Origin of the sequence: Clostridium sp. Marseille-P3244, from assembly GCF_900120155.1 — a bacterium.
Taxonomy (GTDB): Bacteria; Bacillota; Clostridia; order Lachnospirales; family Lachnospiraceae; genus Mediterraneibacter.
In genome coordinates this window covers 1,427,485-1,453,263 of the sequence record NZ_LT635549.1, presented here as the reverse complement: position 1 = coordinate 1,453,263, position 25,779 = coordinate 1,427,485, and the positions used below count along the sequence as shown (strand labels likewise).

At 45.5% G+C, this 25,779-nt stretch carries 25 protein-coding genes; 4 read left to right on the top strand and 21 right to left on the bottom strand.

Annotation, left to right across the window (positions count from 1 at the left end; translation table 11 throughout):
* Positions 1-63: 63 nt before the first annotated feature.
* The 12 genes from BQ7367_RS14495 to BQ7367_RS08665 all read right to left on the bottom strand — a co-directional run bounded on the left by BQ7367_RS14495 (position 64) and on the right by BQ7367_RS08665 (position 12,492).
* Positions 64-288, bottom strand: a complete 225-nt coding sequence (locus BQ7367_RS14495; protein ID WP_072525089.1) for a hypothetical protein — start codon at positions 286-288, stop codon at positions 64-66.
* 94 nt (positions 289-382) lie between these two features.
* Positions 383-1,462, bottom strand: a complete 1,080-nt coding sequence (locus BQ7367_RS08720; protein ID WP_072525088.1) for a hypothetical protein — start codon at positions 1,460-1,462, stop codon at positions 383-385.
* 260 nt (positions 1,463-1,722) lie between these two features.
* Positions 1,723-2,655 (bottom strand): hypothetical protein, encoded by a 933-nt coding sequence (locus BQ7367_RS08715; protein WP_072525087.1) that lies wholly within the window; start codon positions 2,653-2,655, stop codon positions 1,723-1,725.
* 239 nt (positions 2,656-2,894) lie between these two features.
* The gene (locus BQ7367_RS08710) at positions 2,895-3,920 is read right to left on the bottom strand and encodes a hypothetical protein (protein ID WP_072525086.1); all 1,026 of its coding nucleotides are present in this window, start codon (positions 3,918-3,920) and stop codon (positions 2,895-2,897) included.
* A gap of 75 nt (positions 3,921-3,995) precedes the next feature.
* Positions 3,996-4,652, bottom strand: coding sequence for a hypothetical protein (locus BQ7367_RS08705; protein ID WP_159431646.1), 657 nt, complete (start codon positions 4,650-4,652; stop codon positions 3,996-3,998).
* Between the two features lie 396 nt (positions 4,653-5,048).
* A complete protein-coding gene (locus BQ7367_RS08700) occupies positions 5,049-6,029 on the bottom strand; it encodes a hypothetical protein (RefSeq protein WP_072525084.1) in 981 nt (326 codons plus the stop codon).
* Between the two features lie 108 nt (positions 6,030-6,137).
* Positions 6,138-7,079: a hypothetical protein gene (locus BQ7367_RS08695; RefSeq protein ID WP_072525083.1), complete on the bottom strand. Its 942-nt coding sequence runs from the start codon at positions 7,077-7,079 to the stop codon at positions 6,138-6,140.
* A gap of 87 nt (positions 7,080-7,166) precedes the next feature.
* The gene (locus tag BQ7367_RS08690; RefSeq protein ID WP_143142976.1) at positions 7,167-8,240 is read right to left on the bottom strand and encodes a hypothetical protein; all 1,074 of its coding nucleotides are present in this window, start codon (positions 8,238-8,240) and stop codon (positions 7,167-7,169) included.
* Positions 8,237-10,348 (bottom strand): hypothetical protein, encoded by a 2,112-nt coding sequence (locus BQ7367_RS08685; protein WP_072525081.1) that lies wholly within the window; start codon positions 10,346-10,348, stop codon positions 8,237-8,239. Before BQ7367_RS08685 ends, BQ7367_RS08690 begins: the two co-directional genes overlap by 4 nt.
* Positions 10,339-10,773: a hypothetical protein gene (locus tag BQ7367_RS08680; RefSeq protein WP_072525080.1), complete on the bottom strand. Its 435-nt coding sequence runs from the start codon at positions 10,771-10,773 to the stop codon at positions 10,339-10,341. Before BQ7367_RS08680 ends, BQ7367_RS08685 begins: the two co-directional genes overlap by 10 nt.
* Positions 10,774-10,786: 13 nt before the next feature.
* Positions 10,787-11,104, bottom strand: coding sequence for a TIGR04197 family type VII secretion effector (locus tag BQ7367_RS08675; protein WP_072525079.1), 318 nt, complete (start codon positions 11,102-11,104; stop codon positions 10,787-10,789).
* Between the two features lie 425 nt (positions 11,105-11,529).
* The gene (locus BQ7367_RS08665; RefSeq protein ID WP_072525077.1) at positions 11,530-12,492 is read right to left on the bottom strand and encodes a dipeptidase; all 963 of its coding nucleotides are present in this window, start codon (positions 12,490-12,492) and stop codon (positions 11,530-11,532) included.
* 140 nt (positions 12,493-12,632) lie between these two features.
* On the opposite strand from BQ7367_RS08665, the gene BQ7367_RS08660 reads away from it, so the two are divergent.
* The 3 genes from BQ7367_RS08660 (at position 12,633) to BQ7367_RS08650 (ending at position 13,932) form a co-directional block, all read left to right on the top strand.
* Positions 12,633-13,364: a gamma-glutamyl-gamma-aminobutyrate hydrolase family protein gene (locus tag BQ7367_RS08660; RefSeq protein ID WP_072525076.1), complete on the top strand. Its 732-nt coding sequence runs from the start codon at positions 12,633-12,635 to the stop codon at positions 13,362-13,364.
* A 28-nt stretch (positions 13,365-13,392) separates the two neighbouring features.
* Positions 13,393-13,575, top strand: coding sequence for a hypothetical protein (locus BQ7367_RS08655; RefSeq protein ID WP_072525075.1), 183 nt, complete (start codon positions 13,393-13,395; stop codon positions 13,573-13,575).
* Positions 13,576-13,683: 108 nt separating this feature from the next.
* On the top strand, positions 13,684-13,932 hold the full coding sequence (locus BQ7367_RS08650) for a spore coat protein (protein WP_072525074.1): 249 nt from the start codon (positions 13,684-13,686) through the stop codon (positions 13,930-13,932).
* A gap of 80 nt (positions 13,933-14,012) precedes the next feature.
* Here the strand turns inward: BQ7367_RS08650 and BQ7367_RS08645 are convergent, their stop codons facing one another.
* From BQ7367_RS08645 to rd, 3 genes are all read right to left on the bottom strand, one after another.
* Entirely contained in the window at positions 14,013-14,858 is an 846-nt protein-coding gene (locus tag BQ7367_RS08645; RefSeq protein WP_072525073.1) for an HAD hydrolase family protein, read from the bottom strand.
* The gene (locus BQ7367_RS08640; RefSeq protein ID WP_072525072.1) at positions 14,855-16,243 is read right to left on the bottom strand and encodes an NAD(P)/FAD-dependent oxidoreductase; all 1,389 of its coding nucleotides are present in this window, start codon (positions 16,241-16,243) and stop codon (positions 14,855-14,857) included. The genes BQ7367_RS08645 and BQ7367_RS08640 overlap by 4 nt, the downstream gene beginning before the upstream one ends.
* A gap of 98 nt (positions 16,244-16,341) precedes the next feature.
* A complete protein-coding gene (gene rd, locus BQ7367_RS08635; RefSeq protein ID WP_072525071.1) occupies positions 16,342-16,503 on the bottom strand; it encodes a rubredoxin in 162 nt (53 codons plus the stop codon).
* A 387-nt stretch (positions 16,504-16,890) separates the two neighbouring features.
* Here rd and BQ7367_RS08630 point away from each other — a divergent pair, with 387 nt between their 5' ends.
* Complete coding sequence (locus BQ7367_RS08630) at positions 16,891-18,036, top strand: transposase (RefSeq protein WP_235837530.1); 1,146 nt, start codon at positions 16,891-16,893, stop codon at positions 18,034-18,036.
* Positions 18,037-18,213: 177 nt separating this feature from the next.
* On the opposite strand, the gene ytvI is transcribed toward BQ7367_RS08630, so the two are convergent.
* The 6 genes from ytvI to tig form a co-directional block, all read right to left on the bottom strand.
* Positions 18,214-19,359 (bottom strand): sporulation integral membrane protein YtvI, encoded by a 1,146-nt coding sequence (ytvI, locus tag BQ7367_RS08625; RefSeq protein WP_072525070.1) that lies wholly within the window; start codon positions 19,357-19,359, stop codon positions 18,214-18,216.
* Entirely contained in the window at positions 19,349-19,963 is a 615-nt protein-coding gene (gene yihA / locus BQ7367_RS08620) for a ribosome biogenesis GTP-binding protein YihA/YsxC (RefSeq protein WP_072525069.1), read from the bottom strand. Before yihA ends, ytvI begins: the two co-directional genes overlap by 11 nt.
* Positions 19,964-19,973: 10 nt before the next feature.
* Positions 19,974-22,292 carry an endopeptidase La gene (lon, locus tag BQ7367_RS08615; protein ID WP_072525068.1) on the bottom strand — a complete coding sequence of 773 codons (2,319 nt, stop codon included), beginning with the start codon at positions 22,290-22,292 and terminating at the stop codon, positions 19,974-19,976.
* A gap of 136 nt (positions 22,293-22,428) precedes the next feature.
* Complete coding sequence (gene clpX / locus BQ7367_RS08610; RefSeq protein WP_072525067.1) at positions 22,429-23,700, bottom strand: ATP-dependent Clp protease ATP-binding subunit ClpX; 1,272 nt, start codon at positions 23,698-23,700, stop codon at positions 22,429-22,431.
* A gap of 25 nt (positions 23,701-23,725) precedes the next feature.
* The gene (gene clpP, locus BQ7367_RS08605; protein WP_072525066.1) at positions 23,726-24,307 is read right to left on the bottom strand and encodes an ATP-dependent Clp endopeptidase proteolytic subunit ClpP; all 582 of its coding nucleotides are present in this window, start codon (positions 24,305-24,307) and stop codon (positions 23,726-23,728) included.
* A 109-nt stretch (positions 24,308-24,416) separates the two neighbouring features.
* Positions 24,417-25,706 carry a trigger factor gene (gene tig, locus BQ7367_RS08600; RefSeq protein WP_072525065.1) on the bottom strand — a complete coding sequence of 430 codons (1,290 nt, stop codon included), beginning with the start codon at positions 25,704-25,706 and terminating at the stop codon, positions 24,417-24,419.
* Positions 25,707-25,779: the final 73 nt, after the last annotated feature.

Here is a 25,779-nt window from a genome sequence, read left to right as displayed (position 1 = left end):
CGCTTTCTCCTCCGTTACATGAAAGGTCTATCAGATTTCCCTTCCTAGTATCATAACATATTGTTAATAATTTGCCAAGCTTTTTGTACCTGTCATTTTTTGCAGTATTTCTATCGAATTTGCCCGTGTTTCTGTATATTTTTTACCTTCCGGAAAAATTGGCCTCATTGTCCGGAGCATATTGAGGGGGTATGTTTTATCAAATACCGCTGCGCTCCCCCTATCTCTTCCACCGGTAAAACTCTTCAAAGCTGTGGATCTCATGCTCTTTATCGTCGTTTGACTCATCAGCCGGAAATACGCATCCTTCTTCTTTGATCCGCTTTATACTCCCCGCCGCCTTTACAAATTAGTCATCAAATTTTCTGTCCTGTTGTTTTCCTCAGGAATTCCATATATTGTACTCAAACCCCTCCGGCTTTTCATCCCATTCATGCACTCCATAATGATACATATAATAATCGTCAATACTATGAATCTCATGTTCCTGCCCGTCTATTGTATATTCCGCTCCCAGTGTCAGCCCTTCAAAAGAAATTTCATCTACAAAATAACTCAAAAATTCTTCATTTGTAGGGATATCGAATAAAATCAGATTGACCTCATATCCTTCTTTCCCGTAATATTTTTCAAGATCGGGGAACTCTTTATACAATTTTGATCCTTTTCTAGGAAGATCTTCGCAGTCAAACCATATCAATGCATATGTTTTTATTTCTGTTCCATCAAACATATAATCTGGCATAAATCCAATATTATTTAATCCATTCATTTCAAATATATCGGGTACAGTTTCGTTCTGCTCAATAAAATCTAACTTCCAAGCAACTTCCCGTTCTCCTTCTTTTGCTTCTTCCGGAATATCTAATTTATCAAAATCTCCGTCCCATTCGTAAATATCAAAGGTGTCTAAATCTAAATAGAAATCTACGGGTTCTTCTCCTAATAGATCTTTTTCCTCATCCGTTTTCAAATATCCCGACATTGTGAAGCACCATCTTTCTCCGTATAAAACGGGCTGGCTGCTATAGCTAGTTATGTAATATGGAAATTTCTGATCACTAACTACTTCTGATAAATCGATTGTTTTTGCCAATTTATCATTATCATATAAATAAAAATTTAATTGTACTTTATCGTATATGCCATACGTCACCTCGCCTCCCTCTTTCCCCCGCCACTGAATTGTTCTGGCAATTCCCTCTGTTTCTGGAAATACATAATATTTTTCATTTACCATTCCTATAGACTGCGTATTTTCCAGCTGAACAATATATCTGTTTTCTCTATCTTTTGAATATCCACTGTCCACTTCCAGCTGTTTTACAGAACGAATTTCCTTCGTCTCTTCCACACTTTTATCGAACCATGATAATAGCAGTTCTTTATGATCTATAACTGCCAATACTACGACACATATAGCTATAACTATTACCCAGATAATTTTTTCTTTACGCTGCATGCCGCGCCCCCTTCAGAGCAGAGCTCTTAGTTTTGGAAATTAGCCAGGAATAGATAGTCGCCCAAACAATCTTTTCTTTATGCCTCATTTCGTATTTCCTCTAAAATATGCGGTCAATATCCAGTCTGAATTACCTTTCGCTTCTGCTATTACATTATCTACGACAGTAGCCTTTCTGCCATTATTTCCCTTAACCAGCCTGCTTTCCTTCAAAACGTACTAGATCTATTTCATAAGACATCTCAAATGTAAATTTGATTTTACAGCTCCTGCTTCTCAAACATTTCCATAATCTCTTCCACTGTCGGATATCCTCCTACCCAGATGATTGCCTCCCTTCCCTCTGCGCCTTTCCATTTTTCCAGTTCAGGAAACCTTGTATACAGAATATCGTTTTCCTGTGGAAGCACTTCGCAGTCCACTGTAACTTTTACTCCGCCCGTTGCAGCCCATAACCCTTCTGCATTAAAAAATGTTCTGTCCTGTCCTTCTGTCCTATACCCATTTTGGGCATAGAAACTTTCCCAGTCAGCCTGTTCAATTTTTTCTAAGTACTCTGTTTCTTCCTCTGTTCTTCCATTTTCGATGAACGTAATTCCGGCATCCTCGCCATCTAATACGATTGTCTCTTCTGTTTCCATATTCCAGAAAAGCCATTTAATTTCCACATCGTCTGTGGCTTTCTGTGGGATGTCTTCCAATAAAAAGCCTACATAAAGTGCACCATCATTTTGCAAACTAACATAATAAAAAACAGAATCTTGGAATCCCGGACAATTCGTTGATATTAATTCTAAAATATTTATCCGTTTTATTTGCATTGGATTATTAACATTATAAATATTTAAATTCAAATAATCATAATCTCTTTTGCCCCGTGTATACTCCTCTCCATCAATCGTATTAGACATCACCTTATCTGTCTCTTGTCTTTCAATATCAAGCAAATATTTCCCAGGTACAAATTTTTCACTGGCAGGCTCATCCCTTTTAACATAAAAAGTATCAGCTTCATCTACCGTTCCAACTCCTGTCTCCTCTAACAATGAAGATAACCGTCCTTCACTGAATTTTTCGGTATATACAACTTTATCACCATGTACAGATTTCCAGATTAATATTCCGATAAGCAGAAACAAAATAAATATAGATAATATAATTACTGCTTTCCTGCCTGTTCTCCCTGATTCCATTCTGTGTATTTCCTCCATTCACTCTGAATATTGATGTCCCCATCAAATCCTTCACCGCCCCAATGGTATACACTTTCGGATTACAGATGTCTGCATGGGATCGAGAAGATGCGGGTAGAATAATCCGCTGTTATCGCCATCATAAAGCCTGGAATGTTATCCGGATTGTACTGAAATACCTTTAGAATTTGTTTTTCGTGATATATGTCTCTCTATCATATAAAAAATATACTTATCTTTTATTTCTTCCACTGGTAAAACTCTTCAAAACTATGGATTTCATGCTCTTTATCGTCGTTTGACTCATCAGCCGGAAGTACGCATCCTTCAAATGAAATTTCCTCTCCGTCTTCCATCAGCAGACGCATAACTTCTTCATCTGTCAGCTCTTCCTGTAAATACAGGGAAACAATATCATCTTCACTTCCTTCATAATCCTTAAGGCCCGGAAATTCTCCATATAATACCTCATTATTCTCTGGGAGATTTTTTACTGAGGTCTCAATATAGATTTGGTCATTTGCTGGATATTGTACTCTGATTCCCGGTATGTCATCTCGTCCCGTATCAGAATATAGAAAAAATCCATTTATTTTTAGAAGTCCAATAATATCGTCGCGAAAAATCCCCCAGTGATCATTTTCTGAATCTTCTTTTGGCTGTTCCTGGTCTTCCGGGCTTTTTTCTATACTTACCTCCCTGCTCTCAAGCTTCGTTTCCCCGGTCTCAAGATTAATCTCCAGGTTCCATAACAGGTCCTGTTTATCCTTTTCCTGCAGCGCAAACCATACCCATGGGCTTCCATTCTCATCCAAAAAGATCTGTCCGTCTGCCGGTCTAGCCATAACCTGATTTGGAGCCTTTTGCTCAGCCAGCGTTTTTATATCGATTGTCCGTATACGTTCTCCTGACACAAGGTCATATATTGAATACTCCGCTTTTTCAATATCAGTTATTATGTCTTTCTCTGTATCCCTGCAATACACCGCATCGATCAGACAAGTCCATTTTTCGGTAAAAGTTCTCCCATACCTAAGATTAAAAGTTGTATCAGCCGTTGTTACTACAGCTGTGTTACCTGGATCGACACTTTCTTCCTCTACATATAAAAAGTCTTTGAAATCATCTTTATAAGTTACTGTTTTTATTATATTTTCTTTTTCTTGGAATAAATGTTTGCCATACATTGTAAACACTGCCAGTATGATCAATATTAATAAAATACCTACTAACAGAATCCGCCGTTTTTTTCTGCATTCTTTCACTGATCTTCACTCTCCCCCTTTTCTCTCATCCCCCGAGTATCTTTTCCGGTTTATATGTTGTCTGGATATCTGCAGCTAACGCTTCCACTGGTAAAACTCTTCAAAGCTGTGGATCTCATGCTCTTCCCCGTCCTTTGACTCATCTGCCGGAAGTACGCATCCTTCAAATGAAATTTTCTCTCCGTCTTCCATCAGCAGACGCATTATTTCTTCATCTGTCAGCTCTTCCTGTAAATATAGGGAAACAATATCATCCTCATTTCCCACATAATCCTTAAGCTCTGGAAATTCTCTATACAATGCCTCATTATTCTCTGGAAGATTTTTTACTGACGTTTCAATATATATCTGGTTATCTGCCGGATATTGTACCCCGATTCCCGGCAAGTCAGCTTGAGCTTTGTCAGAATATGAAAAAAACCCATTTGCTTTTAAAATTCCAATGATATCATCCTCAAAAATCCCCCATTGATCGTTTTCTTCTTCGTCTTCTTCGTCCTTTTCCTCTTTTGGCTCTTCCTGGTCTTCCGGGCTTTTTTCTATCCGCACCTCTCTGCTCTCAAGCCTTGTTTCCTCAGTCTCAAGATTGATCTTCAGGTTCCATAACAGATCCTGTTTATCCTTTTCCTGCAGCGCAAACCATACCCATGGGCTTCCATTCTCATCCAAAAAGATCTGTCCATTATCCGGGTGGACCATAACCTGATTTGGAGCCTTTTGCTCAGCCAGCATTTTTATATCGATTGTCCGTATACGTTCTCCCGACACAAGGTCATAAATTGAATACTCCGCTTTTTCAATATCAGTTATTATGTCCTTCTCTGTATCTCTGCAATATACCGCATCAACTAGACAAGTCCATTTTTCGGTAAAAGTTCTCCCATACCTAAGATTAAAATTTGTATCAGCTGTTGTTACTACAGCTGTATTGCCCGGATTAACACTTCCTTCCTCCACATATAAAAAGTCTCTGAAATCATCTTTATAAGTGATTGTTTTTATTATGTTTTCCTTTTTTTCTTGGAGTAAATACCTGACATACATTACAGACGTCGCCAGTATGATTAGTATAAATAAGATACTTGCTAACAGAATCCATCGTTTTTTTCTGAGCCCTTTCATTAATCCTCACTCTCCTTTTCCACTGTTTTCTGTAATTAAATCAATAAAATGTCCTCTGATATCCTCCTCTAAATATCCATTAATTGCTCTCACTGCATCGGTAAACTCTTCCATAGTGTTTTCCTGAAACATATTTTCGTTCCCCAATAATAACTTTTTGCAGTTATTCCTCACATTTTTCGACAATTCGGGATCAACTTCTATCTTTTTCATCACAGATTTGACTTTTTTCTCCAAATCATTGCCGCCAATGCCTGAAAAAGCCTCCTCCGGCATCCACCCGGCCAGTCCTTCCTTCTCCCACACATTGATCGTCCGGACGACATCCGGATCATATATCCCGCTCATGCTGATATGCTTCCCGGATGTGATTTCCGTCCAGCTTGTCATCCTGTATTCTGCTCCCATCCCGAACCATTCTTCAAAGGTGTCCTTACTCTTCCCATTTAACTCATTTACAACATTTACATAGTCCTGTAGATGGCTGACCGAACTTTCTATGATAGAGCCTGCCGCATTTAATGCTTCTTCCATTTCCGGGCTGTCTGCCACCGCGGACAGCCCGGACAGATCTGGTACTCCTCCTGTCCCTGCAGTTATCGCGACAGACGTCAGCATCCCCACAACCGGGGAGTAAGCATTTAAAGCCAGAAGCCCACCGTCCACGATCATGCCTGTCAGGAAATTCCTTAGGGCATTCTCGTTCGCCTCTGCCAATTTTTTCAGCTCCATATTGTCTTTATATTCTTCCAGTTCTCCCTGATTCTCCAGGATCCCGCCTCTGACGCTTTCCGTAATGATCTCGCCGTGATAATCTGAATGGTGGCTTAAGGAAAAACTGAATGATATCGAGTTAAACCTGCCTTCTTTTGGTATATCAAATAAATTGTCAAATGACAAATCCTGGATCGTACACAGGGTGGCATCCGGTGAACCTATATTGATCTTTGCCAGGTTATTGATCACATCCCTCTCTGCTGCCCACATCCGCCGACCTTACCTGTGCAAAGTTGCTTACATCCTGCGTCCATAACTACCGTCTTTCAAAGTGCTATTATCGCTTTCCTGATGAGTCTCGCTTCTCTAATATCAATATTAATTTTGCAGTTCCTGCCTTTCAAACATTGCCATAATCTCTTCCACTGTCGGATATCCTCCTACCCAGATAATTGCCTTCCTGTCCTCTGCGCCTTTCCATTTTTCCAGTTCAGGAAACCTTGTATACAGAATATCGTTTTCCTGTGGAAGCACTTCGCAGTCCACTGTAACTTTTACTCCGCCCGTTGCAGCCCATAACCCTTCTGCATTAAAAAATGTTCTGTCCTGTCCTTCTGTCCTATACCCATTTTGGGCATAGAAACTTTCCCAGTCAGCCTGTTCAAATTTTTCTAAGTATTCTGATTCTTCCTCTGTCCTTCCATTTTCGATGAACGTAATTCCGGCATCCTCGCCATCTAATACGATTGTCTCTTCTGTTTCCATATTCCAGAAAAGCCATCTGTAAATTTGCTTATCAGTTGCTTTTTTCGGAATATCTTCTAATAAAAATCCGACAAAAAGATCGCCACCAGCCTGCAAACCAGTCAAATATATTCCTGAATCTTGAAAACCCAAACAATTTTTCGATATTAATTTCTGAACATCTATACGTTGTATTTGTTCTGGCTCTTTAATGACATAAATTATCAAATTCAAATAGTCAAAATGTCTTTTATGTCTTTCATAAGTCTCGTTATCAATGCTATTGGTCATTTTTTCAACCGTTTTTTTCCACTCTATATCAAGTATATATTTACCCGGTATGAACTCTTCGCCGGAAGAACTGTCTTTTTTAACATAAAATGTATCATTTACATCTCCATTTCCGACTCCAATTTCTTCTATGAGAGGAGATAATAGCCCGTTTTTTACTTCCTCCGTAACTACTTTTATTTTATCTCCACTCATATATCTCCAAGCTAATATTCCAACAACTATAATTATAATAAATATTCCAAATATAATTATCCTCCCTTTTTTTATTTTTCTTACTTCCATTCGGTGTACTTTCTCCATTCGCTCTGTAAATTGACATTACTGCTATCGTTCCAAAAACATGCTGTTTCTATCGCCTGAAGGCACTGTTCAATAAACTTCAAGCTCAAACCCTTTCGGCATTTCATCTCCTTCATGTACTCCATAACGATACATATAATAATCGTCGATACTGTGAATCTCATGTTCCTGTCCGTCTATCGTATGCTCTTTACTTAACCTCATTCCTTCGAATGAAATTTCATCCAGAAAATAATTCAAATATTCCTCATTTGTAGGGATATCAAACATGATCAGACGGACTGTATATCCTTCTTTTCCGTAATATTTTTCGAGATCAGGAAATTCATCGTAGAGTTTAGCCCCTTTTTCCGGCAGCTCTTCGCTTTCAAATCGTATTAACCCGTATGTCTTTACCTCTTTTCCATCATACATGTAATCAAGCAGACAGCCAGTATAATCCAGTCCATTATTTTCCCATATATCAGGCTCTGTTTTCTTTTGCATAACAAAATTCAGCTTCCAGCCTATTTCTTTCTTCTCTTCTTCTACTTTCTCTGGATCCGGAGGATTCCAATAATTTCCTTCTCCCGGATAAATATCTAAGGTTTCTATATCCAAATAGAAGTCTTCTTTTTCTTCTGTCAGCAGATCTTTTTCTTCTTCCGGTATCCGGTATCCTCCCATATGCAGGCACCACGCATTCTGATATAAAACAGGCTTGGTACTAAAATCCGTTATATAATACGGGAAATTCGGATCATTATATGCTTCTGAAAGATCAATCGATTTCACCAGTTTATTGTCCCCATATGCATAGAAATTTAATGTTACTTTTTTGTAAACCTCATATGTTACTTCCCTGCCGTCTTCATCTGTCCATTGAATAGTCCTACGGATCCCTTCGCCATTAAGATATACATAAAATTCTCCATTTACTGGTGATACAGCTGTTTCATTTGCCCTTTGAATAATATACCTGTCTTTCCCATCCTTTGAATATCCGCTGTTCACTTCTATTTCTTCATAAGTCTTAATTTCTTCTGTTTCTTCAATTATTTTTTCAGGCAATTGTGATACAATATCCTCATTAGTACAAGCAGTTATTCCTAATAAGCAGATAATCAGCAAGACTGCTGACGTATATTGTCTTTTCTGTCTCATGAAATTCCTCCGTTAAAATATGAATCAATTGTCCAATTCTCGTACTCTTCTCCCTCACCTCTAACTATGTTCTGCAATTCCATGGCGGCTTGGGTAAACTCTTCTGGATCCATGTTCATAATATCACCGCCATTTAAAAGTATTATTGCATTATCCTTTATCACTGTGTCCAATTGCCAATTATCATCAACTCTCGCTGATAATGTATCAAAAGAATAATCTTCAAACCTACTATCCAGTCCTGCTAACCCTTTTTTCTCCCAAGCCACCATCTTTTCCAGTGTATCCGGATTATATACTCCAGTATATAACAAATGAGTTTCCGACTCCACAGCGCCATCTTCTTTGTAAATATAGTAGCCGCCTGAGCCAAAGACCCCAAGCCAATAGTCATCTTTTACTTTTTTTATGTTCTCATCTAGTGCTGCTAATTTTTCATGATATTCTTGGAATGAATCCCTCATTTCCAGCGCACTGTTTAAAAGCGTCTTGGAAATTCTGGTGTCCTCTGACTGATTAATTTCACTCATTATATCTCCCATATGATTATCTATCGATCCCCAGTCTTCTTTCAATACAGATTTGATCATTCCTAATGTAAGTCCAATCGCCGGATTATACACAGAAATTGCCGCAATTGTAGCATTGGTAATTCCATTCACAAAACATTCCGTTGCCAATTTATCTTTTTGCTCATTCAATTCACGCAGCGTGTCTGACACCTGTACCTTAGTCACATCGACTCCAAGTTCAATAACATCTGCCGCCACTTCCCATGTCCCTTTTCTCTGCTCGCCCCTTTCAGGTCCGTAATTATTCGATACATCACCCTGCTGAATTAAATCTGCTTCATAGGACAAACTAAATGAAAATGCATGATTCTTTTCATCATATTTCAAATTTTTCATTTCCAAATCAGAAAAAATATGCGTGATTGCACCCGTAAATTTTGTTCCATTTATAATACTGTATTGTGATCCCCACAGACTCGATGCAGCCATTAAGATATAACTTCTATTCTTTTTCTCCTCATTAGATCCGTTTTGTATGATATCCCGAGTATTTACTTCCAAGAGGATCTGACTGCCCGAATACAGGCGTGACAGATATCCTGCCGAATGGGAACTGTACCTGAATACGTCGTGTCCCGTTTTTTCAAACTGATAAATTGCATTATTAAATTCCTGCAGTTTCTTGCATCCATCCTCAACGACAGACAACTTGGCCACCTTTGCAGCATAATCCGCCATTACAATTGACATACTGTCAGACAATGTGCCTGGCGGTATTGCAAATGCCCTTATATAGTCTTCCTCCATAAGGTTTTCCAGGAACTTCCTGTCATCCTCTGTTTCACAGCATAATGCAATTGCCACAATTCCTTCCGGCGTATATCCCAGGGCTTCCATGTTCTGGATCTGTTCCATCGTGATCCCGGCGCGCCGCAGTTCCCTGCCTGTCCGGGTATTGGCCCAGCCTCCCATGATCACCGCGACCGCCTCCGCCGGCGCCGCGGCCGTAAACTCTTTTCCGTTCCACGAGCCGATCACCGCCGCATTCACCACCGACACCGCGTTGAAAAGATCGATCGCTCTCTGGAACAGGCTGCCTGTACTGCTGTTTATGGCGTACAGCCTCTCCAGCTTCTCATGGTATGTCTGGATCCACGCGATGCATGTGTTTAAGACATCCGTATAAGACGATATAATATTTCCGAAATTCAGCACGGTCCCGTCCGGGAGCGTCCTTCCATGTCTGTAACGGTAATACTGCAGGCTCTGCTCCACTTCTTCCTTCAGCAGCTGCTGCGTATACAGCTGGTCCTGGATCACATCCTCGTCCAGGATCTCATCCCCCACATCCGCCGCCAGCCTGCGGGCGTCCTCACTCATCATATCGCCGGCCGCCAGGATCCCCCGGATCACATATTTGTGGCTGGCCAGCTGCTGTTTTGTCCCGCCCCATGACACTCCGTCCAGTTCTTTTTCTCCTTCAAAGTCTTCGATCTTCGAGTAGGAATTCTCCAGCTGTTCAGCTAACGCCGACACATTCGCGCTGATCTCGGACGCAAAACTCTGCACTTCCGATGGATATAACTTTAATCCCATTCCTTCTTCCCCCTCCCGATTTCATACTCCTGGCACCGGGCTTCTCTGTCCTCGATCTTTCCCAGAAGGAGTCTTTTCTGTTTGTTGCGCTCTTCTCCTGCTTCTTCCCGCTCCCGTTCCAGCCGGCGGAAGACCGACTCCATCTCCTCCAGTTCATAAATCTGCTCTGGCTCGGATACTTTTTCTCTTAATTCCCGCATCCGGCTCATGATCCTGTACCTGGATTCTTCCTGTTCTTCCTCCATCTTCCGCAGTTCCCGGTCGGACTCCCGGTACAGTTCATACTTTTTCCTCAGGTTCTCAAGCTCTTCCTGTTCCTCATGATACCGGCTCTTCGAGGCGGCAGCCGCCTCCCCGGAAAGCTGCTGTTGAGCGCCGGACAGACGGAACGGATCTTTGCTCCTGTAGTTTCTGTTGATCCTCATATGCAGGCTCCTTTCAGTCTTTTATCAAACTCCCATTGAGTCCGGGACCGGAAAGCAGGGAGTTCAAGTTGTTTTGCCCCTGCTCCTGATCCATAGCCATAAACTTCTCCGCCAGCGCGCCGATGTTCTCTGCGTCCGCTGTCAGGTTCGTTTTGAACTCCTGCACCTTCTGCCTCTGGATACTGCAGCAGCTCATTCCCCTGCTGATTGCCGCAATATTCGTCTCTGCCGGCGCGGACGCTGTTCTGACATCGATTCCGGCCGCCGCTCCTTTGACCTCGGCCTCCGCCTGCTGCCCTGCCGCCTCGCTGAATGTGATCAATCCTTCCATTTCGACACCTCACTCCCTAATTCCCCGGTCTTTTCCCGCGTCTGTTTTTGGACAGCAGAAAATCCCCTGCGGTTTTCACCTGCAGAGTAACCTGCTTCCTGCTATTTTCCCGGGTTCTGTACCGGATCTTTTTTCCTCCTCGGTATTTCCCCAGTCTGTGTTCTTCAATAACTCTGTGACCTTCAGCTGAACTGCCTGTACTGATGTTTTTACCTGAAATGACTGTGCCGATGTGCCGGATAAGCCAGAATTGTTTTTCAGAACTCTCATCCTTCTCTTCCCCCTGCCAAACATAGTTTTATCTCATAAAGTATCCCCATTCCCGTCTCATACCTGTATTATAAGCTCCTGCACTTATATTGTCAAAATTATATTTGATATTGATGCTCTTTTCTGATAATTTTGCATGTGATCTGTCCGGAACCTCATTTCCACACATCCCGAATGACACGCATAACATTTCCATACGCGATCTTTTCGATCTGCCGCGGGCTTAATCCGGCGCGGGCCATCTGATCCCAGAGTTTTTCCATATCCAGGACGCTCTCCATTCCCACCGGAAGGGACGGCCGGTCAAACCCGTCAAAATCTGTCCCCAGAGCCACCGCGTCCTCCCCGGCCCTGCCGATCATATATACCATATGTCTCACGATATCCTCAAGATCTGCTCTTCTCCTTCTGTCCGTCAGGAAGGAAGAATAGAAATTCACCCCGGCCACGCCTCCTTTTTCCCCCAGCAGCCGGAGCATGTCGTCACTGAGATTCCTGGGATGGGGACAGAGTTCCCGGGCATTGGAGTGGGACGCCACGACCGGAACCTGGCTCTGTCTGATACAGTCGTAGAAGCCTCCGTCAGACAGGTGGGAGACGTCAATGATCATTCCCAGCGCGTTCATCTGCTCTGCCACTTCCTTTCCAAAAGGAGTCAGTCCCTTTTCCATCATGTTCCGGTCTCTGCTGTTGGGGCATCCGATACAGTTCTCATAATTCCATGTAAGCGTCATCAGCCGGACCCCTCTGTTATACAGTTCTCCAAGCCGTTCCATCTTCTGATTCAGAACGCCTCCTTCCTCCACGGTCAGGATCCCCGCCATGCTTCCTTTTTGCTCCGACCGTGTCAGCTCCTCTGCAGAAAACGTGATGGAAAAATCTTTTCCGGCCGCGGCACGGGCGCGGGAGACCATCGACAGGACTTTTTCATAGCCCCGGTTCCATTTCTCTTTTTCCGCTCCTTTTCCGACATTAACAAAACACGCGAAAAACTGTGCGGCCGCGCCTGCCTGCTTCAGTCTCCTGATATCCACGCAAAGGCGGTTTTCCTCCAGAGTGCCGTCTGTTCCTTCCCGAAGCATGCTCAGTGTATCACAGTGCATATCGATCCATTTCATACCGTTCCCTCTTCTTTCTATCCGGCCGCGGGCCGGCTCTTTTTATCTTTATATACTATGTATAAATTTCCAGCATTTTACATACTCTATCATACATCATTGTTTTTTGTTGATCATTCTCATAAATATAAGGAGGAGCTATGGAACCCCGGATCGGAATCGTTGTCTGCGGTTTTCAGGAAAACCGCCAGTTTGTCACCAATCCCTACATCCAGTCTGTAAGATACGCGAAAGGGCTGCCCCTGATCCTCCCGGTTGTCCGAAGCGATCATGTGATCGAAGAATATATCCGTTTCTGTGACGGTTTTCTCTTCTGCGGCGGCGGGGATATCACGCCTCTCCTTTTCGGGGAGGAGCCCCGGGAAGGAAACGGCAGCACCGATATCACCGTGGACCTGTTCCAGATCCGCCTCATGCGGCGCGTCCTGGCGTCCCAAAAACCGGTATTTGCCATCTGCCGGGGCATGCAGGTGCTGAACGTAGCCTGCGGAGGCTCGATCTGGCAGGATCTGTCGCTGATTCCGGGAAAAATTTTAAATCATATGCAGCAGTCCGCGTCCCGCGGGGAGGTCAGCCACCGGATCCGTATAGAACCCGGAAGCCTCCTGAAACAGTATGCCGGATCCTGCCTCTACGTCAACAGCTTTCATCACCAGGCGGTCAATACGCTGGGCAGGGGAGTTTCGGTCAGTGCCCGGGCACAGGACGGCACCATCGAGGCAGTGGAGATCAGCTCCCATCCCTTCGCCATAGGGGTTCAGTGGCATCCCGAATGTATGTACCGCACATCTTTAGAAATGCGAGCCCTTTTTCATGAATTTATCGCGCATTCGCTCATAAACAGCGGACAGGCCGGGCATAATACTCTGTGAAAAATCATTCTGAAGGAGGGTTATGACCATGGCAGAGATATCTGTTCTCGATCTGCAGAACCTGCGTCATCTCATCGGAGGGTATTCTACTACCCACTGCAAGATGACAGACTACGCTTCCAAAACAGACGATCCGGAAATCAAAAAACTGTTCCAGGACGCGGCTGATTCTGCGATGAAAAACAAACAGGAACTCATGAAATTTCTGTAAAACGCAGATTTTGCAGTAACATGTGAATTCGCCGTAAAACGGGGTTTTGCGGCGGACTGACACACAGCACAGTCTCCGTGAGAGACAAAAACAGACGAGGTGAAAACAATGGATGAGAAAACAATGGTAGCCGACGCCCTTGTCGGCATAAACGGTGAGCTCAAAATGTTCGGAGACATGATCGCCCAGACAGAAAACAAAGAGCTGAAACAGTGCCTGAAACAGATGCGCAATCAATGCGAAATGTCTCAGGAAAAAATGTACGACGCGGCCAGAGAGAGAAGCTATTACGTCCCGGCTGCAAAGGCCACTCAGGAAGAGATCGATCATGTAAAATCCATCGTACAGGCCGGCTGATTCAAACAGCAGACCGCAAAATGCTCTCCTTCGGACTCAGCCCTGTAGATCAGGGCTGCCCGGAGGGGAGCATTTTTATATCACGACAGAATATATTTTTTTATCGCTTCAGCCGCGCCTTTGTGTCTGTTTGTCCCGGTCACATGATCCGCCTGTTCTTTCAGCTCAGGAACTCCGTTCCCCATAGCAATCTTTAATCCTGACACCCGGAACATGGACAGATCATTTTCTCCGTCCCCGATACAGGCGATTTCTTCTTTCCTGATCCCCAGATGCTCTGCCAGCGCTGCCAGCGCATTCCCTTTTGTAGCTTCTTTGGAGTAGACTTCCGCATAGAGCTTTGTACATGCCCCGTCAAGTTCCGGAAATTCTTCCAGAGATTTCATCAGCTTTCCTCTGGCTTTCGCCGAGAGAAAATAAAACTGGAACTCTTCCACCTCACGCCGGCTTTCCCGGACAATCTTTTCCATATCCCGGACACAGTATACCCCTGCCGCGTCTCTTCCATAAATAATGCGTCCGGCCGCGGTCAGAAGCCGTCCCTGTATAAAATACCGATGACAGATGTGGGAAGCGGTCCCCAGCCTGCTGCCCCTGCATGCTTCCAGAAGCCGCAGCGCTTCTGGCCTTGGGATCATGGCTTGAAAGATTGTCTTCTTCTTGCGGATGTCTGTGGCCACAGCGCCATTTGAAGAAATCACGTATCGAAAAAGTCCCGGATTTTTCCAGTCATCCGGTGTGCCTTCCATCCGGAGTATCCCCGCTGCCAGTCTGTGGGGGATACAGGAAAGATTCCTCCCTGTAGTAGGAACCACCACGATGCCTTCTGCCGCCGCATGCCTGAGGGAGTTCAGTGTCTCGTCTGTCATCCGGCTCCTTTCATCCAGACAGGTACCGTCCATATCCACTGCAAGTAATTTTATCATTCTGCCTCCTGCCTGTTTTCTCCGGCGATCTCCCTGGCCACATATACCCCGCTGGCCGATGCGTGTGACAGAGAATGGGTTACTCCGCTGCCGTCACCGATCACATAGAGTCCTTTGTGTTTCGTCTCCAGATGCCCGTCCAGAGTGACTTCCATATTATAAAACTTCACTTCCACTCCGTACAGCAGTGTATCATCATTGGCCGTGCCGGGCGCGATCTTATCCAGCGCGTAAATCATTTCTATGATACCGTCCATGATCCTCTTCGGCAGTACAAGACTTAAGTCTCCCGGAGATGCTGACAGAGTCGGGCGCACGAATCCCTCATCAATCCTCTTCTGGGTACTCCTCCTGCCGCGGATCAGATCCCCAAACCGCTGGACCAGCACTCCGCCGCCCAGCATATTGGACAGACGCGCGATGCTCTCGCCATATCCGTTGCTGTCCTTGAACGGCTCGGAAAAGTGTTTCTCTACAAGAAGGGCAAAGTTCGTATTCTCAGTCTGTTTTGCAGGGTCCTCATAGCTGTGACCATTCACGGTAACGATCCCGTTCGTATTTTCATTGACCACAATCCCGCAGGGATTCATACAGAATGTCCGCACTCTGTCCTCAAACTTTTCAGTTCTGTACACGATCTTGCTCTCATACAGTTCATCTGTCAAATGGGAGAATATCTCTGCCGGCAGCTCTACACGGACACCGATATCTACCCGGTTTGAACGAGTCGGGATTTCCAGCCCTTCACAGATCTTCTCCATCCATTTGCTGCCGCTCCTGCCCACAGAGATGATACACCTGTCGCACTCATCCTGTCCGCTCCCGCTGATGATCCTGTAACCTCCGTCGGCAAGTTCCACATTATCCACATGGCAGTTAAAACGGAACTCCACCCGATCCTTCAGCTCTCGGTACAGATTCCCCAGAACCACATAATTAATATCCGTTCCAAGATGTCGCACAGACGCGTCCAGAAGCTTAAGCTTATTCTGCATGCACAGTTTCTTGAACTTTGTGCCCGCGGTTGAAAACATCCTTGTTCCTTCCCCGCCATAGCGCACATTGATCTCGTCCACATACCTCATAAGCCCGATGGCTGTGTCCTTCCCGATATACTCATACAATGTGCCTCCGAAATCATTGGTAATATTATATTTTCCGTCTGAAAAGGCTCCGGCTCCGCCAAAACCGCTCATAATAGCACATGTTTTGCAGCCGATGCAGCTCTTTACTTTCTTCCCGTCAATGGGGCACTTTCTTTTCTCCAGAGGATTTCCCGCCTCAAATACAGCCACTTTCATATCCGGAGCTTTCTGCATAAGTTCATACGCGGCGAATATCCCGCCGGGTCCCGCCCCGATTATGATCACATCATACCTTCCCACTATTTTTCACCCTTTCCGGCTTTCTCCGCCATAGAAAAACTGCCGTCCCGATCTGTTACAGTGGGGCGGCAGCTTCCGGTCTTTCTGCTATAAGGAGATTATTCAGCTTCTGAAAACTGGTCTTTTCCCACTCCGCACAGCGGGCAGACAAAATCGTCCGGCACGTCTTCCCACTTTGTGCCCGGCTCGATCCCGTTATCCGGATCGCCGATTTCCTCATCATAGATATATCCACAGACATCACATACATATTTCTTCATCAAATCTTACCTCCTGATTCATATTATCCTGTAAACCTTATATTTTTATTCTGCTGACAGGACATGTATTCCTCACTCATAATATCATACACCTGTTTTTTTTTCAACGCAGAAATATCCTTGAGTTTCCGCAGAATTATTCCCTCAGACAAATCTGCTGCGTTTTGTTATCCACAACTTTCAAAAAATGGCCAAAATATAAGGAATCCTGTCCCTTTTTGATGTAAAATTAAGCTGCAAAACAAAAACCTTACTAAACAAAAAGAAAGGGGATTCCTTATGGCTAATTCTACATCAATTACCTACCGTTTGAAAAGAAAAATTTTGACTTTTACTAATAAAATCTCCCGCAGACTTTCGAAACCAGATCGGAAGTTCACAGCAGATATGGTTTATGGCATTCTGGCATCCAGAAGCTGTCTGCTCACTGATATTTCCGACCAGCTTCATGAAACGGTACATAAGGTGAATACTGTAAAACGGCTTTCAAATCATCTTTCGGAAGGAACGCCGGCTTCTGCTGCCGCTTCTTATCTCCACACCGTAAAGAGACTCGTTCCCTCTGAACCAGTGGTCCTCATTGATGAAAGTGATATCGTAAAACCAGATGGAAAACAGTTTGAAGCTCTTGGTATCGTTCGCGATGGTTCTGAAAGCACACAGACGAAAAGTGTTTATAAAAAAGGATACCATGTAACAGAGGCCTGTGTCCTGACTGCCAACAAGCATCCTGTCAGTGTTTTTTCCATGATCCATTCTTCTGTTGAGAAGGACTATAAATCTGTAAATACCATCACATTTGATGCGATCAAACAGGCATCTGCTCTTTTCGGAAAGGCCACCTTTGTTATGGACCGCGGTTATGATGACAATAAGATCTTTCTCATCCTCGACCATCTGAAGCAGGATTACGTGATCCGCCTGAAATCCAACCGGAAACTTCTTTATCACAACAAATGGACAAAGGCAACGGAACTGCAGAATCGGAGGAAAGGGAAAGTAAAAGCGGATGTTTTCTATAAGGGAAAAGAGCATACCGCATATCTTTCCCACGTAAAAGTTCAGATCACTGCCTCCCGGAAAAATATTTATCTGGTCCTGGTCTATGGGATCACGGAACATCCCATGATGCTGGCTACAAACAAAGAGATCCGTTCAAAGGATGATGTGATCCGCATTGCCAGAACTTATTTTTCCAGATGGCGGATCGAGGAATATTTCCGTTGTAAAAAGCAGACCTATCAGTTTGAAAATTTCCGTGTAAGAAAACTGGAAGCCATTAATGCGCTTAACTTTTATATTACTTTAGCCATGGCATTTTTAGCTCAGGAAGAATTAAGTCCTGAGACAAACGCCCTGAAAGTTTCAATCATACAGGAAGCAGACCCGATCAAGGAAAAAGTCAGTTTCTGCTATTACCGGCTGGCAAAAGGCATCTCCGGCATACTGTCACATGCCAAAGAGGGCATCCGGCTCTGGTACAGGACAAAGCGTCCGACATACCGTCAACTCTGCCTTAAGCTGACCGCCTGAATAGATAAAAGTATATGTCTCCCAAAGCCCGGTTCCGGCGGGGCTTATAAAAGTGCCTCTACTCTCGGTGCTGCCATTCTAAATCTCTCAAAAAATGGGCAGATTGGTACTTTAGAAAGACATACTCATCTTTTTAGTACAATCTGCGGAAACTCAAGAGAAATATCCGAAGGACTCTTATGACTTATCGTCTTCCTCATTTCCCTTTTCCTGCAGCCCCAGAATTCCTTCCACCAGGATCCGGACATCGTCAAAAATATAGTTAAAAGCTCCTGCCTGGCACATATTGATCAGAACCATGCCGATAGGTACAGCCAGGATCATCCACAGAATCCCTCCCATACGGTAACCCACATACAGCAGGATCAGTGTCACGAGAGGATTCAGGCCCACACTGTCACCCACCAGCTTCGGCTGAAGAAGCTGTCTCACGACCTGCGTCACCACATAGATCACTACAAGAGCAGCCGTCATTTTATAATCTCCCATAAAGAACTGATAGACCGCCCACGGTATCATCGCCGTCCCTGTCCCGAAAAACGGCAGAAAATCAAGAAACGCGATCAAAAGGGCGATCAGAACAAAATAGCCCACTCCCAGGAACCCAAGTCCTACCACCAGGATCAGGAACACAATCGCCATGATCTTAAACTGTGCCTTGAAATAGCCACCCACGGCATATTTCAGATTGTCCATGACAAGGGTCATCCTCTTCTGTACAGATTCCGGCGCTATCCTCCTCATCCAGCCCAATACTTCTTCTCTTTGAACGATAAAAAAGTATGCCGACATGACTGCCACAATAAAAGAGATCAGATAATAAGGGACCCGTTTCGCGATATTTCCCGCGGCAGTAACCGTAGGCTCACTGATGCCGGAAACAAGATTTCCCATATAATTGTCCAGATTTTCTGCCACCGTGTTCCATCCGTGCTGGATTCCCGTCGGCAGCCGGTCAAAGATCCCCGAAAGAGTTTCCCCGATCTGCCCCAGTCCTGTTTCCAGCTGCGCGTACATTTCCGGAAAGTTTCGGATCAGCCCGCTGATCTCAGAGATCAGTCGGCTGATGCCGAAATAGAGAGCCAGGACGATCACGGCAAGCACCAGTATAACGATCAGGGCGGAACCCAGTTTTTTCACAATCCTGAGCCGTTTTTCCAGCCAGTTTACCAGCGGCGCCGCTATAGCAGATATAATCCATCCGATGACAAAGGGCATAAGAAATCCGATCAATTTTACTCCTATGATCACAAATGCGGCAGTGGCCAGTAGACTGAATAACAGCCTGAGTCCTACCTGCCAGTATGGACGCCTATTTTCCATCGTGGACCTCCCCGTCTGTCTCAAAGCATTCTTTCTCGATCAGTTCCCAGATTTCGTCCCTTCCCTGTTTTGTTACGGAGGAAAACGGGATTACTCTGGTCCCCGGGGCAGGGGAAAGTCCTTCTCTCAACATTCGGAGATGCTTCTGTACCTGGCTGCGTTTGATCTTGTCAACCTTTGTCGCGATCAGTACCGGCTGGAATCCCTGCTCTTCTATCCACCTGTACATCATCCTGTCATTGGCGGAAGGCTCATGGCGGATATCGATCAACAGGAAAACCGCCCTCAGCTGAGCGGATCCGTGCAGATACCGTTCTATCATCTTCCCCCACTGGATCTTTTCTTGCTCAGAAACTCTGGCATACCCGTAGCCCGGCAGATCCACCAGAAACAGTTCTCCGTTAATATTGTAGAAATTGATCGTCTGAGTCTTACCCGGAACAGCAGAAATACGGGCGTAGGACTTCCTGTTCATCAGGGCATTGATCAGAGAAGATTTCCCTACATTGGATTTCCCCGCGAAAGCCACTTCCGGCAAATGGTTTTCCGGGAGCGGACTTGTAATCCCGCATACAGTCTCAAGATTGATGCTTCGTATTACCATATCTATCTCCTTATACCGCCAGCGCCGTTTCAAGCACTTCTTCCATATTCTCCACAGGCAGGATCTCCAGCCCTCTTGTGATCTCTGAGGATAATTCCTCTACGTCAGCCCGGTTTCCCGCAGGGATCAGCACGGTCTTTATCCCGGCACTCTTGGCTGCCAGCAGCTTCTCCTTCAGTCCCCCGATGGGAAGCACTCTGCCTCTGAGCGTAATCTCTCCGGTCATGGCCAGGTCCGCCCTTACCTTTTTCCCCGTGATAGCGGAAAACATCGCCGCCGCCATCGTTATCCCGGCTGACGGCCCGTCTTTGGGCACCGCGCCCTCCGGAATGTGGATATGGATATCATTTTTTTCAAAAAAGTCGTCTTCAATGCCATATTTCCGGCTGACAGACCGGATATAGCTGATCCCGGCACGGGCAGATTCCTTCATCACATCTCCCAGCTGGCCGGTCAGCATCAGTTCTCCTTTCCCGGGCATAACATTTACCTCGATCTGCAGGGTGTCTCCTCCTACACTGGTCCAGGCCAGTCCCCGTACGATGCCGATCTCCGGAGAAGGATTCGCCATCTGATACGTATATTTTTCCTTACCGAGAAATTTATGGATATTCCTGTCCGTCACAGAGATCTTTCTCCGGTCTGTGGTCAGGATCTCTTTTGCCGCCTTCCGGCAGACATTTCCAATCTCACGCTCAAGCTGTCTTACACCGGCCTCTTTCGTATAGCCGCGCGCCATCTTCCAGACCGCGTGTCTGCTGAATGTCAGCTGTTCCGGTGCCAGGCCGTGCTTCTCAAGCTGTTTGGGAATCAGATGTTCTTCGGCAATATGCAGCTTCTCATTCTCCGTATAGCTGGTGATCTCGATCACCTCCATACGGTCAAGAAGCGGCCTGGGTATTGTCTGCAGCGTATTTGCTGTCGTGATGAACATGACCTCGGAAAGATCCAGCGGCACTTCCAGGTAATTATCCCGGAATCTGCTGTTCTGCTCACTGTCCAGAACTTCCAGAAGGGCAGAAAAAGTATCCCCCTTATAGTCTGTGCTCACCTTGTCGATCTCATCCAGCAGCATGACAGGATTTTTCACCCCGGCCGTACGGATCCCGCTGGCGATCCGCCCCGGCATAGCTCCTACGTAGGTCTTTCTGTGTCCCCGTATCTCAGCTTCATCCCGGACTCCGCCGAGAGAAATCCGGACATAGGGCTTTTTCAGCGCCCTGGCCAGTGATTTCGCAATCGATGTTTTTCCAGTTCCCGGCGGTCCCACAAGACAAAGGATCGGACTTTCCCCCTTTTTCGTCAACGCGCGGACTGCAAGAAATTCCAGAATCCGCTCCTTAACCTGTTCCAGTCCATAATGATCCTCATCCAGTACCTTTTTTGCGTATTTAATGTCATTGCTGTCCTTAACGGCTTTGTCCCACGGCATTTCCAAAAGCGTCTCAATATAAGTCCGTATTACTCCATTCTCGGACGGTGAATTGACGGAACTTTTAAAGCGGCTTATCTCTTTTTTAAGTTTCTCCTTTACCTCCGCCGGAGCTTTCAGCTTCTGCGCGGCTTTTTCAAATTCTTCCGCATCTGAGACCGTACTTTCTTCTCCCAGTTCTTCCCGGATCAGCTTCAGCTGTTCTCTGAGAATATACTCTCTCTGATGTTTGTCCACCCGTTCCTTTACTTTTCTCTGGATCTCTTCCTTGATATCCATGATCTGTACTTCATTGACCAGCTTAAAAGCCAGTTTTTCATACCGTTTCCAGAAATCTGTCTCATTGAGTATCTCCTGCTGATCTGTATAGTAAAGGGGAATGTTCGCGGCGATCTCATCGACAAGTTTCTTAAGATCTTTTATCTCCGTGATCCTCGCCACAGATTCCTTTGACATCTTGCCGTTCTTTGCGGCATAATCCACGAACATATCTTTGAGGCCCCGTTCCATGGCCTCGCGGTCCAGATCTTTTGGCATTTCCAGATCAGATTCATCGATAACCTCAACTTTTGCCCGCAGATAAGGCTCGTCAAATTCAATTTCCTTAAGACGTCCTCTCATCTCGCCGGCAACCAGCACTCTGATGATATGTTTGGGAAGCTTTATAATCTGCTTGATCGTACCCACGGTCCCTGTTTCATATACATCCCCGATACCCGGATTTTCTGTCTCTATAGACTTCTGGGCAGTCAGGAATATTTTCTGTTCTTCTGTCATTGCCTCCTGGATAGCAGCGATGGAACGTTCTCTGCTCACATCAAAATGAACTACCATCTCAGGCAGGATCGTCATTCCTCTAAGAGCTACCATCGGAAGACTCTTTATCTCATTGTTCATCTGATCTCCTCCACGCGGTTACTCTTAACAGCCAACAGTTCTCTCTCTGTAAGAGAAAAGCGGGCACATATGGCAACATCCACTGCACCCGCCTCATCACTGTGTCTTCGAGTACCGTTTTGATTCATGGTACTGTCTACGCACTCTCTGATGTCAAAAATGATCTTCTCTCTTCTCCGTCACGCAGATACAGGGGGCTTCCGGTCCCAAGCACTGTCTCTTTCGTGATCCGGCACTCTTTGATCGTCTCATCGGACGGAACCCTATACATGGTATCCATCATGATATTTTCCATGATCGCCCGAAGTCCCCTCGCACCTGTCTTTCTTGCAAGGGTGGTCTCCGCAATGGCTGTCAGTGCGTCTCTGTCAAACTCCAGTTTCACGCCGTCCAGTTCCAGGAGCTTCTGGTACTGTTTTACAATAGCGCTTCTTGGTTCTGTCAGGATCCGGATCAAAGCTTCTTTATCAAGGAGGTCCAGTGAGACAGTGACCGGAAGTCGTCCCACCAGTTCCGGGATCAGCCCATATTTGACAAGATCCTGGGGCAGCACCTCATGGAGAAGTACATCCATATCATATTCATGCTTTGCCGCGATCTCCGCGTTAAAACCAATAGATTTTCTGTCCAGCCGGGTCTCGATGATCTTATCGATTCCTTCAAATGCCCCGCCACAGATAAACAGGATATTGGTCGTATCGATCTGGATCAGCTCCTGGTGCGGGTGTTTTCGTCCGCCCTGAGGAGGCACAGACGCCACGGTTCCTTCGATGATCTTCAGCAAGGCCTGCTGAACACCCTCTCCGGAAACATCACGGGTAATAGACGGGTTTTCTGACTTTCTCGTGATCTTATCGATCTCATCGATATAAATGATCCCGTGCTCAGCTCTCTCGATATCTCCATCTGCTGCCTGGATAACTTTCAAGAGGATATTTTCCACATCCTCGCCCACGTATCCGGCCTCAGTAAGGGCAGTAGCGTCCGCAATGGCAAACGGCACATTCAGAATTTTCGCAAGAGTCTGCGCAAGGAGCGTTTTTCCGCATCCCGTAGGCCCCAGCATAAGAATATTGCTCTTCTGAAGTTCCACTCCCAGGTCCTGCTCTGCCATGATCCTTTTATAATGGTTATACACTGCCACAGAGAGTACTTTCTTTGCCTCATCCTGTCCGATCACATAATCGTCCAGAAATGCCTTGATCTCTTCCGGTGTCAGAAGATTAATATCATCAAATACACTCCTGTCATCGTAGTCCAGCTCCTCCTCTATAATCTCGGAACAGATCCCGATACATTCATCACAGATAAATGTCCCGTTGGGTCCCGCGATCAGCTTTCTGACCTGAGCCTCTGTCTTATTACAGAAAGAGCATCTCTCAACATTGTCCGTTATTTTCCTCGCCATATAGTTTGTCACCTCATAATTAATTTCAGTGATTTACGATCACTTCGTCGATCAGGCCGTATGCCTTTGCCTCATCCGCGGACATAAAGTTATCTCTCTCCGTATCCGCCTTGATCGTCTCAAGAGACTGTCCGGTATTCGCCGCCAGGATCTCATTTAATTTCTGCTTTGTGCGCAGGATATGCTCTGCCGCGATCTGAATCTCTGTCGCCTGCCCCTGTGCGCCTCCTGATGGCTGGTGGATCATGATCTCCGCGTTCGGAAGAGCGAATCTCTTTCCTTTCTTTCCGCCGGAGAGCAGAAATGCCCCCATACTTGCCGCCATGCCGATACAAACGGTAGAGACGTCACATTTGATGTACTGCATCGTGTCATAGATTGCCATGCCTGCAGTCACAGAACCTCCCGGGCTGTTGATATACAGCTGGATGTCCTTGTCCGGGTCATCCGCCTCGAGAAACAGCAGCTGCGCCACAACCACACTGGCTGATACATCATTCACCTCTTCTCCAAGGAAGATGATCCTCTCTTTCAGCAGTCTTGAATAAATATCATAGGAACGTTCACCGCGGCTTGTCTGCTCAACTACATAAGGTACTAAACTCATTTTTCTATCCTTCCTTCCCGGTCAAAACTGTCCGATATATGAAACATATTATTTTATTTATCGCTCTCACAAAAGGTGTGCCGCAGGGCACACCTTTTCAAAATTATTCTCAGCCTTCTGCCGCCGCATCCGCGATCAGGGTCACTGCCTCCTGGACCGCGATGTCCTCTCTCATTTCCTTCTTCTCATTCTCCCCCATAAATTCTTTCAGTTTATCTACTTCCATCTGATATGAATCGGCCATCTTTTTCAATTCCTCATCCAGACGTTCATCCGATACTTCAATCTTCTCTGCCGCAGCCACTGCCTCCAGCACCAGCCTTGTCCGGATACGCTTCTCTGCCTGGGGCCGCATCTCTTCCATGAATTTTTCCTCGGAAAGCCCTGTAAACTGGAAATACTGCTCCATGTTCAGTCCCTGCTGCATCAGTCGGCGCGCGAAGTCATCTGCCATCTGTTTTGTCTGGAGTTCGATCATCGGTTCCGGAATATCGATCTGCGCATTTGCGACAGCCTGCTCCACAGCCTGATCTTCCTTCTTCTGTTTTCCTTCCCGCTCCTTGCGCTCTTTGATCTTTGCCTTTACCTCGGCCTTATATTCATCTACCGTGCTGCTTGTCTCAGATACATCAGAGACAAACTCATCATCCAGTTCCGGCAGTTCTTTTGCTTTGATCTCATGTACTGTACACTTGAATACAGCCGCTTTCCCGGCCAGATCCTCCGCCTGATAATCTTCCGGAAATGTTACATTGACCTCCAGTTCCTTTCCGATCTCGGCGCCAATGAGCTGATCTTCAAATCCGGGGATAAAAGAACCGGAACCGATCGTCAGCGGATATTTTTCACCTTTTCCGCCCTCAAACGCTTCACCGTCCACAAATCCCTCAAAATCAAGCATGATCTGATCTTTATCCTGAACCGGGCGATCCGTGATCTCTACGGTCCTCGCGTTCCTGTCACGCTCTTTTTCGATCTCCTCATCCACCTCTTTCTGAGTGACTCTTGTAGAAACTTTATCCACTTTCAGTCCTTTATATTCACCCAGGGTCACTTCCGGCTTCACTGCCACCTCTGCTGTAAAGATAAATGGCTTGCCCTTCTCCAGCTGTGTAATGTCGATCTCCGGCTGGGACACGATCTCAAGCTCACATTCATCATAGGCTTTCCCATACGCCTCTGATATCATATGATTCGCGGCCTCATCATAGAACACCTCCGGTCCGTACATTTTCTCTATCATCTGGCGGGGTACTTTTCCCTTACGGAATCCGGGGATGCTGATCTTTTTGCGTTCTTTCAGATACGCAGCCTGAAGCGCCTTCTCCACATCTTCCGCTGATACCTCGATAGTCAGCTTTGCCATATTATGTTCTAACTTTTCTACCTGTAAACTCATTTTCTTCCTCCTTGAATGCGCAAAATTACACTTTTGCAGTCATTAAAATAGTATACCACACAGGTCCGCATAT